The sequence below is a fragment of the Nocardia sp. NPDC060259 genome (assembly GCF_042728775.1).
Lineage (GTDB): Bacteria > Actinomycetota > Actinomycetes > Mycobacteriales > Mycobacteriaceae > Nocardia.
Genome location: NZ_JBHXAY010000172.1, coordinates 1 through 9,084 on the forward strand (window position 1 = coordinate 1; position 9,084 = coordinate 9,084).

At 69.3% G+C, this 9,084-nt stretch carries 7 protein-coding genes; 4 read left to right on the top strand and 3 right to left on the bottom strand.

Annotation, left to right across the window (positions count from 1 at the left end; genetic code table 11):
• Positions 1-85: 85 nt before the first annotated feature.
• The 3 genes from treY to ACFWF2_RS32880 all read right to left on the bottom strand — a co-directional run bounded on the left by treY (position 86) and on the right by ACFWF2_RS32880 (position 5,260).
• Positions 86-2,506: a malto-oligosyltrehalose synthase gene (gene treY, locus ACFWF2_RS32870; RefSeq protein WP_229740398.1), complete on the bottom strand. Its 2,421-nt coding sequence runs from the start codon at positions 2,504-2,506 to the stop codon at positions 86-88.
• An 8-nt stretch (positions 2,507-2,514) separates the two neighbouring features.
• Positions 2,515-4,635: a glycogen debranching protein GlgX gene (glgX, locus tag ACFWF2_RS32875; RefSeq protein ID WP_379311376.1), complete on the bottom strand. Its 2,121-nt coding sequence runs from the start codon at positions 4,633-4,635 to the stop codon at positions 2,515-2,517.
• Between the two features lie 67 nt (positions 4,636-4,702).
• Positions 4,703-5,260, bottom strand: a complete 558-nt coding sequence (locus tag ACFWF2_RS32880) for a cupin domain-containing protein (RefSeq protein ID WP_379311377.1) — start codon at positions 5,258-5,260, stop codon at positions 4,703-4,705.
• Positions 5,261-5,289: 29 nt separating this feature from the next.
• Here ACFWF2_RS32880 and ACFWF2_RS32885 point away from each other — a divergent pair, with 29 nt between their 5' ends.
• From ACFWF2_RS32885 to bioD, 4 genes are all read left to right on the top strand, one after another.
• Entirely contained in the window at positions 5,290-5,745 is a 456-nt protein-coding gene (locus ACFWF2_RS32885) for a MarR family winged helix-turn-helix transcriptional regulator (RefSeq protein WP_379311378.1), read from the top strand.
• Between the two features lie 64 nt (positions 5,746-5,809).
• A complete protein-coding gene (locus tag ACFWF2_RS32890; RefSeq protein ID WP_379311379.1) occupies positions 5,810-7,087 on the top strand; it encodes an adenosylmethionine--8-amino-7-oxononanoate transaminase in 1,278 nt (425 codons plus the stop codon).
• Positions 7,084-8,277 (top strand): 8-amino-7-oxononanoate synthase, encoded by a 1,194-nt coding sequence (locus ACFWF2_RS32895; RefSeq protein WP_379311380.1) that lies wholly within the window; start codon positions 7,084-7,086, stop codon positions 8,275-8,277. Before ACFWF2_RS32890 ends, ACFWF2_RS32895 begins: the two co-directional genes overlap by 4 nt.
• Positions 8,274-8,942 (top strand): dethiobiotin synthase, encoded by a 669-nt coding sequence (gene bioD, locus ACFWF2_RS32900; RefSeq protein WP_379311381.1) that lies wholly within the window; start codon positions 8,274-8,276, stop codon positions 8,940-8,942. Before ACFWF2_RS32895 ends, bioD begins: the two co-directional genes overlap by 4 nt.
• The last annotated feature ends 142 nt before the right edge of the window (positions 8,943-9,084 follow it).

A 9,084-nucleotide genomic window follows, 5' to 3' on the forward strand; every position in this document is an offset into this window, starting at 1 on the left:
CGACATCGTGGCCCCGCGTTTCGTGCGGCGTACCGTCATCGACATGGCCGTTCCCGACGAGCAGCTGCCCGGCCGTGAGCGAATATCAGCGCACCAGTAGCGCGACCGGGAGACGGGCGAACAGCTTGTCGATCCGGACGCTGCCCGCGAAGGTGTTGCCGGTCAGCCGATCGATCCAATTGCCTTCCGGCAGTTGCAGTGTCGTATCGAGCCAGCCGGTCGCGGCGAGCCCGACGGAATGCCTGGTCGCCGCGACGATCACCTCGGGCGCCTCGCCCGCCGGTCCGCGACCGTAGGCGACCAGCCGCTGCGCGTGCTCTCCGACGGCATACAGCGGCAGATAGATCCCGCCGACGAAGCACTCCGGCCGCTCCCTGCGTAACCACAGCGCATAGGCGACCACCCACATCTTCGCCGCGCCTGTGGTGTCCAATGTCGGTGGCTCGGTCAGGGATTGGAGCAAACCGGCGCGGACCGCGAAATTCACCGGCCGCCGGTTGTCGGGGTCGACGAGGGAGTCCTCCCACAGTTCGGTGCCCTGGTAGATATCCGGGATACCGGGACCGCACAGCTGCAACAGCTTCTGCGCCACCGCATCCGACCAGGCATGCGGTGCGAGCTCATGAGCCAGATCGCCGATACCGGTACCGACCGGACCGTCGATCACCGCGTCCAGCCAGCCGTGCACCGCAGCCTCGAACTGCGCGTCCGGCTCCTCCCACGAGGTCTTGACACCCGCCTCGCGAATCGACTTCTCCGCGAACAGATGCAGCCGATCACGCAGACCGGGCACCGACGACGCGGGCCGCCCGTCGGCGGGCCACACCCCGAACATGTTCTGCAACAGGAACAATGCCGTCGCACCGTCTGGTGCCGGCGTCGTCTCCAGCCAGCCGCGCACCCGCTGCGACCAGATGTCGGCCACCTGCGACAGCACCCCGATGCGGGCGCGCACGTCCTCGCCGCGCTTGGTGTCATGGGTCGACAGGGTTGTCATGGTCGCGGGCCATCGCTGCGAGCGTTCGCTGTTGGACAGGTGGAAGTCGTTGACGGAGTGGCCGAATCGCGCCGGATTGCCGCCCACCTCCTGGAGCGACACCAGCCGCGCGCCCTGGTAGAACATGGTGTCCTCGACCGACTTGGCGGTGATCGCGCCACACACCTGGGAGAACCGGGTCGCCGCCTCGCGGCCCTTGGCCAGCGCGGTCACCAGCACCGACAGCGGCGCGGTGAGCTCGGCATTGCGCTTCTCCACCTCGGCGACCACGGCCGCGGTGATCCCGGCCAGCGGCGCGTAGTCCACCCGGTACACCGGCATGAACGCCAGCACCTCGATGGTCGCGTTGCTCACCGCGAGCGTGTCGAAACTGCCCGCGTTCCCGTCGCGTTTGATCGCGGCGACCAGCCGCCGGATCTCCGGCGCGAGAATGGTTTCCGCCACCGCGCGCTTGATCCGGTGCTCGGTCTCGCCGAACCACGCCCGGTCGCTGCCGTGCCCGGCGACGTGCTGGGACAGCTCGGTCATCGTCGCCTCGCCCGCCGGGTCGATCAGCACACCGCCGAGGTCGGCGAGCGCGTCGTACCCGGTGGTGCCATCCACCGGAAGTGTCGCGTCGAGGGGTTCGCGGTTGGCGAGGATCTTCTCCACCAGCAGCAGCCGCTGCGGGCCGATCAGCCTGCGCAGCCGGGTCAGATACGCGCTGGGGTGCGACAGGCCGTCCGGGTGGTCGACCCGCACACCGTCGATGAGATCGTGTTCGCACCAGGCGGCGAGCTCGCGATGGGTCGCCTCGAAGACCTCGGGGTCCTCCTGGCGGATCGCGGCCAGGCTGTTCACCGCGAAGAACCGCCGGTAAGTGCACACGCCTGCCTTCCAGCTCACCAGCCGGTAGTGCTGGCGGTCGTGGATGCGCAGCGCGTTGTCACCGTCGGTGCCCGGCGCGATCGGGAACCGCAGATCGTGCAGCGCCAGCATCGGTTCCGGCCCCGAGCGGTCGACCGTCAGCGCGGCCGGGTCGTTCTCGTTCTGCAGCACCGGCAGCGCCAACCGGCCGCCCGCGCCGTTGCCGGGACTCCAGTCGATGTCGAAGTACCTGGCGTACTTGGATTTCTGTCCGTTGCGCAGCACATCCCACCACCACGGGTTCTGCCGCGGATCGGCGACGCCGACGTGATTGGGCACCAGGTCGACGATCAAACCCATCCCGCGGCTGCGCACTTCGTCCGAGAGTGCTTTGAGACCGGTCGGGCCGCCCAGCGCCGCCGACACCGTGGTGGGGTCGGTGACGTCGTACCCGTGCGTCGAGCCGTGCGTCGCGGTGAGGATCGGCGAAAGATACAGATGTGAGATACCCAGCTGCTGCAGATATTCGGCGATGGCACGGGCATCGGCGAAGGTGAGCGCGTCCGGCCGCAGTTGCAGCCGGTAGGTACTGCGCACCGTGCTCGGCCGGATGGGCGCGCGATGCAGCAGGGTCAGCGGATCGGTCACGTAGGTCTCGGTCATCGTTTCGGCTAGGCGGTTCGGCGCAGGACGAGCAGGCAGCGACTGGGGACGGGGAGCGACGCGGCCGCGGGATGGACCGCGTCGGCCGTGCCGGTGGGGGTCGAACAATCCAGGGCAAGCGTCCATTCGGCACCGAACTCCGGTCCTGGCAGCACAAACTCGAGCGCTTCGTCGTGCGCATTGAAGCACAGCAGGAACGAATCGTCGCTGATGCGTTCGCCCCGCGGTCCCGGTTCGGGGATCCCGTCACCGTCGAGCAGCACGGCCAGGGACTTGCCGAAGCCGCTGTGCCAATCGTCGGTGGTCATCTCGGCACCGCCGGGCGTGAACCACGCGATCTCGCGTTTGCGGTCCTGTCCGTCACCGGGACCTGCGGCCAGGAAACGGCGTCGCCGGAAGAGGGGATGGGAGGTGCGCAGGGCGATCACCGAGCGGGTGAACTCGAGCAGGTCGGCATTGGTCCGCGCCAGCGACCAGTCCATCCACGCCAGCGGCGAATCCTGGCAGTACACATTGTTGTTGCCGAGCTGGGTGCGGCCGATCTCGTCGCCGTGGGCCAGCATCGGCGTGCCCTGGCTCAGGATCAGGGTGGCCAGCAGATTGCGTTGCTGGCGGGCCCGCAATTCCAGAATCGCCGGATCGTCGGTCGGGCCCTCCACGCCGCAGTTCCACGACCGGTTGTAGCTCTCCCCGTCGCGGTTGCCCTCGCCGTTGGCGTCGTTGTGTTTCTCGTTGTAGGACACCAGATCCCGCAGCGTGAACCCGTCGTGCGCGGTGACGAAGTTGATGCTCGCGCCAGGGCGACGGCCGGTCGACTCGTACAGGTCCGACGAGCCGGTCAGCCGGTAGGCGAACTCGCCCAGCGTGGCCGGTTCACCGCGCCAGTAGTCGCGCACCGTGTCGCGATACTTGCCGTTCCATTCGGTCCACAGGCTCGGGAAGTTGCCGACCTGATAGCCGCCCTCGCCCACATCCCACGGCTCGGCGATCAGTTTGACCTGGCTCACGATCGGGTCCTGGTGCACCAGGTCGAAGAACGCGGAAAGCCGGTCCACGTCGTGTAATTCGCGCGCCAGCGTCGCGGCCAGGTCGAACCGGAAACCGTCGACGTGCATGTCGAGGATCCAGTAGCGCAGCGAGTCCATGATCAGCTGCAGCGTGTGCGGATGCCGCACATTGAGGCTGTTACCGGTGCCGGTGTAGTCCTTGTAGAGCTCCGGGTCGGTCTCGTCGAGCCGGTAATACGCGGCATTGTCGATGCCGCGCAGGCTGAGGGTGGGGCCGAGATGGTTGCCTTCGCCGGTGTGGTTGTAGACCACGTCGAGGATCACCTCGATGCCCTCGGCGTGCATCGCGCGCACCATGGCCTTGAATTCGGCGACGGCGGCATCGCCACGCGGTCGGGCCGAATACTGGTTGTGCGGGGCGAGGTAGCCGATGCTGTTGTAGCCCCAGTAGTTTCGCATGCCCTGATCGGTCAGCACGTGATCGTGGAAGAACTGGTGCACCGGCATGAGCTCGATCGCGGTGACGCCCAGGCTCTTCAGATGTCCGATGATCGCCGGATGCGCCAGGCCCGCGTAGGTGCCGCGCAGTTCCTCGGGGATGTCGGGGTGCGTCATCGTCATGCCCTTGACGTGCGCCTCGTAGATCACCGTCTCGTGATACGGCCGCTTCGGCGGCCGGTCGGCGCCCCAGTCGAAGAACGGGTTGATCACCACCCCGGTCATGGTGTGGCCCAGCGAATCCAGTCCGTAGGTATACAGCGACGGATCGTTGACGAACTGTCCGTCGAAGGCCTTCCCGTACGGATCGAGCAGCAATTTGCTCGGATCGCAGCGCAGGCCGAGCTCCGGCTCATAGGGGCCGTGGATGCGGAAGCCGTACCGCTGACCCGGCGTGACGGCGGGCAGATAGGCGTGCCAGACGTACCCGTCGACCTCGTCGAGATTCACCCTGGTCTCGGAGCCGTCCTTGGCGATCAGGCACAGTTCGACCTTGGTCGCGACCTCGGAGAACACCGAGAAGTTCGTGCCCGCGCCGTCGTAGGTGGCGCCCAGCGGATAGGCGGTGCCGGGCCAGACGCCCAGTGGGGTCACCTCACCGGATCGGTCGTTCGGGCTCGACATGCTACGACAGTAGAGGAATCCGGTCCCCGCCCGCGCGGATGTCCGGTGGGTGCTTCGTCACGCCTGGTCAGTGGGCATCGGGCCCGCCCGTGGCCGCGCGCAGCCGCCGGGCGTAGCCGGTGCGGCGGGCCAGCGCTGCCAGTCCGCCGAAGATCAGCCGCTGCAACCGCACGGGCGGACCGGCCAGGTAGCCGTCCTGGTACTCCCAGAGCAGGCCGAGGGCGAGTGGGTTGCGCGGCAGCTTGCTCGCGGTGGTCCGGTGGGTGTTGTCGAGACCGCTCCAGAACTCGAACATCTCCCAGTGCCGCAGCGGCGGGCGGATCACGTGATCCATGACCGTGTCTTCGGCCTCGTTCCAGAACTCGTGCACGGCGCGCGCCGGGGCGGTCACGGTGTCGCCCGGTCCGGCGACGATCTCGGTGCCGTCGATCCGGAACCGGACCCGGCCGGTGCGAATCGTCCAGGTCTCGCTGAGCTCGGGATGCCAGTGCGGGCCCGCTTCGCGCCCGATGTGGGGGAGCACGTGCTCGAGCCGCAGATAGGCGCCCTGGTCGTCGGCGCCACGGTCGACCAGTGTCACGCGATGCCCGTTGCGGAAGGTGAGGACGGTGCCGATGTCAGCCATAGTCCAGGTATAAAGGTAACCTTCGTATCATGTCAATGGATCGACCCCCGACCTTGCTGAAACTGCTGGTCCAGGCGACCGATGCCTATGAGCGCGAGCTGAACGATCGGCTGCGTGCCGGGCTCGGGACCGATCTGCGCCCCGCGCACTACGCCGTGTTCCGGTATCTGGAACCTGGTGGCTCGCGGGTGACCGCGCTCGCCGAGGCGGCGGGGATGACTCAGCAGTCGATGGGCGAACTCGTCACGCACCTCGAGCGATCCGGCTATGTGGAGCGCCGCCCCGACCCGGCGGACCGGCGGGCGCGGCTGATCGTCGCGACCGCGGCGGGCGCCAAGGCTCTCGCCCTGGCGGGCGAGCACATTCGCCGGATCGAGGAGGCGATCGCGGCCGAACTCGGTGGGGTCACACTCGGCGAGGTTCGCACCGCGCTGGCGCGCATTCCCGGAGTCATCGCCGATCAGCCCGTCGGCCGCGAACCGTAGGTGATAACTTGAACGGTGTTCAAGGCCGTCGCCCCGGCGGCACCGGACGACGACGAGGAAACCTGTGGACCTGACTCCCGAGCAGATCACCGTTCTCGATGCCGACCACGTCTGGCATCCCTACGGCGGCTTCCCCGCGACCACCGAACCGCTGGTCGTCGCGAGCGCGGCGGGCACCAGGCTCACCCTCGCCGACGGCCGCGAGCTCGTCGACGGGATGAGCTCCTGGTGGGCGGCCGTGCACGGCTACCGGCACCCGGTGCTCGACGCCGCGCTGCTCGCGCAGTCGCAGCGGATGAGTCACGTGATGTTCGGCGGCCTCACCCACGAACCGGCGACCCGGCTCGCCCAGCTGCTCGTCGAGATCACCCCGACGGGGCTGGACAAGGTGTTCCTCTGCGATTCCGGCTCGGTCTCGGTCGAGGTCGCGGCGAAGATGTGCCTGCAGTACTGGCGCGGTGTCGGCAAGCCGGGCAAGCACCGGCTGCTGACGTGGCGCGGCGGCTACCACGGCGACACCTTCACCCCGATGAGCGTGTGCGACCCCGACGGCGGCATGCACACGCTGTGGACCGACGTCCTCACCGAGCAGGTCTTCGTCCCCACACCACCGGTGAGCTTCGAAACCGACTACGTCGCCGAACTCGAACGCTCCGTCGCCGCCCATCGCGACGAGCTGGCCGCCGTCATCGTCGAGCCGGTCGTCCAGGGCGCGGGCGGAATGCGCTGGCACGATCCGCGCTATCTCACCGAACTGCGCCGGATCTGCGACGAGAACGACGTCCTGCTCGTCTTCGATGAGATCGCCACCGGATTCGGGCGCACCGGCGCGCTGTTCGCCGCCGACCACGCCGGCGTCGCGCCCGACGTGATGTGCGTCGGCAAAGCGCTGACCGGCGGCTACCTCACCCTCGCCGCCACGCTGTGCACCGCCCGGATCGCCGAGACGATCAGCGCGGCGCACGGCGGTCTGATGCACGGGCCCACCTTCATGGGCAACCCGCTGGCGTGCGCCGTCGCGGTGGCCTCGATCGAACTGCTGCGCTCACGGGACTGGCGCGGCGAGGTCGCCCGGATCGAGTCCGAGCTGCGGGTGGGCCTGGAACCGATCGCCGGACTGCCTGGCGTCGCCGACGTACGGGTGCTCGGCGCGATCGGCGTCGTCGAGCTCACCGAACCGGTCGACATGCGCGCGGCCACCGACGCCGCCGTCGACGCGGGCGCCTGGCTGCGCCCGTTCCGCAATCTCGTCTACACGATGCCGCCCTTCATCAGCACCACCGACGACATCGCCACCATCACCGGCGCCGTGCGCGCCGCGATCAAGGCCTCGCTCGGATGACGCCCCTGAACGGTGTTCAAGTAAGCTCCTCACCTGTGATTACGGATCCGTTGAACTGGTTGGACGAGCGCGCGGCCGAGCGGGTCGACGCCGGGCTACGCAGGCAGTTGCGCGTGCGCGCCGCCGAGTCGCCCGCGATCGATCTGGCCTCCAACGACTATCTCGGACTGGTCCGCCATCCCGAGGTCGTCGAGGGCGCGATCGCCGCAGTGCGCCGCTGGGGTGCCGGGTCCACCGGTTCCCGCCTGGTCACCGGGACGACCGCGGAACACGCGCAGCTCGAAGCCGAACTGGCCGAATTCGTCGGCGCGGAAACGGGATTGGTCTTCGCGTCCGGTTATGCAGCGAACCTGGGCGCGGTGACCGCGCTCGCCGGACGCGGCACCCTCGTCGTCTCCGACGCGGGCAGTCACGCCTCCCTGGTCGACGCGTGCAGGCTCTCGCGGGCCAGGGTCGAGATCGCCCCGCACCGTGATGTCGCCGCGGTCGAACGCCTGCTCGCGGAGCGCCCCGAAGAACGCGCGCTGGTCCTCACCGACTCGGTCTTCAGCGCCGACGGCGACCTGGCTCCGCTCGCCGATCTGCACAGGGTGAGCCGGGCCAACGGCGCTGTCCTCATCGTCGACGAAGCGCACGGGCTCGGTGTGCGCGGCGCGGGCGGTCGCGGTCTGGTCCACGAGATGGGCCTGGCCGGTGAACCGGACCTCGTCATCACCGCCACCCTGTCCAAGGCGTTCGCCGCCCAGGGTGGGGTCGTGCTCGCCGACGCGCGGATCCGTGCCCACCTGATCGACGCCGCTCGCACCTTCATCTTCGACACCGGCCTCGCTCCCGCCGCGGTCGGCGCGGCCCGCGCCGCGCTCGGTCTCCTGTGCCGCGACCCAGCGATGGCGTCACGGGTGCTCGACCGCGCGGCCGATATCGCGCGGATCGCCGGGGTGCCGGAACCCGAATCCGCGGTCGTCTCCGTCGTGCTCGGCGAGGCCCAGCTCGCCTTCGACGCCGCGCAGGCCTGCCGGGCCCGCGGCCTCGATGTCGGCTGCTTCCGTCCGCCGTCGGTCCCCGAAGGCACCTCCCGCCTGCGGCTGACCGCCCGCGCGAACCTCACGCCCACCGAGCTCGACGTCATCGCCGACGTCCTCGGCGAGGTGCTCGCCCAGGCCCGCGGCAAGGAAGTGGTGACGGCATGAGCCTCCTGCTGATCAGCGGCACGTCGACCGATGTCGGCAAGACGGTCGTCACCGCGGCCGTGGCCGCCGCCGCCCAAGCGGCGGGCCGGTCGGTCGCGGTATGCAAGCCCGCCCAGACCGGCATCGCCCCCGGCGAACCCGGTGACCTCGCCGAGATCACCCGGCTGTCCGGCGTGACCCGCACCCTCGAACTCGCCCGCTATCCGGAACCGCTCGCCCCCGATACCGCCGCCCGGCGCGCGGGCATGCCTCTGCTGTCCCTCGACGAGACCGTCGCCGCGGTCGACGCGTTGCGCGACGCCGACCTGGTCCTGGTCGAAGGCGCGGGCGGGCTGCTCGTCCGGATGGGGGAGTTCACGCTGCTCGACCTCGCGCAGAAGCTCGGCGCACCGGTTCTCGTCGTGGCCGCCGCCGGACTCGGCACCCTCAACCACAGTGAACTCACCACGCGCACCCTGGCCGCGGCCGGCGTGCCCTGCGCCGGGCTGGTCATCGGATCCTGGCCGGCGGAACCCGACCTCGCCTCGCTCTGCAATCGAGACGACCTGCCCCGGGTCACCGAGACCGGGCTGCTCGGCGCAGTCCCCGCCGGCGCCGGGCAGTGGGACCGTGACCGCTTCGCCACCGCGGCTCCGAGCTGGTTTCCTGCGGACTGGCGTCCATGATCGACCCCGATGATCATGGACGGTGTCCAAAACCGGCTCTGACCAGCCGATTTGACTTCGCGTTCGTGGCTGCGTAACTTAATTCGAGTCAGAGCGACACGGACACCGACCCGGTGCCGAACTGCTGAGCCTCCCGAGGCTG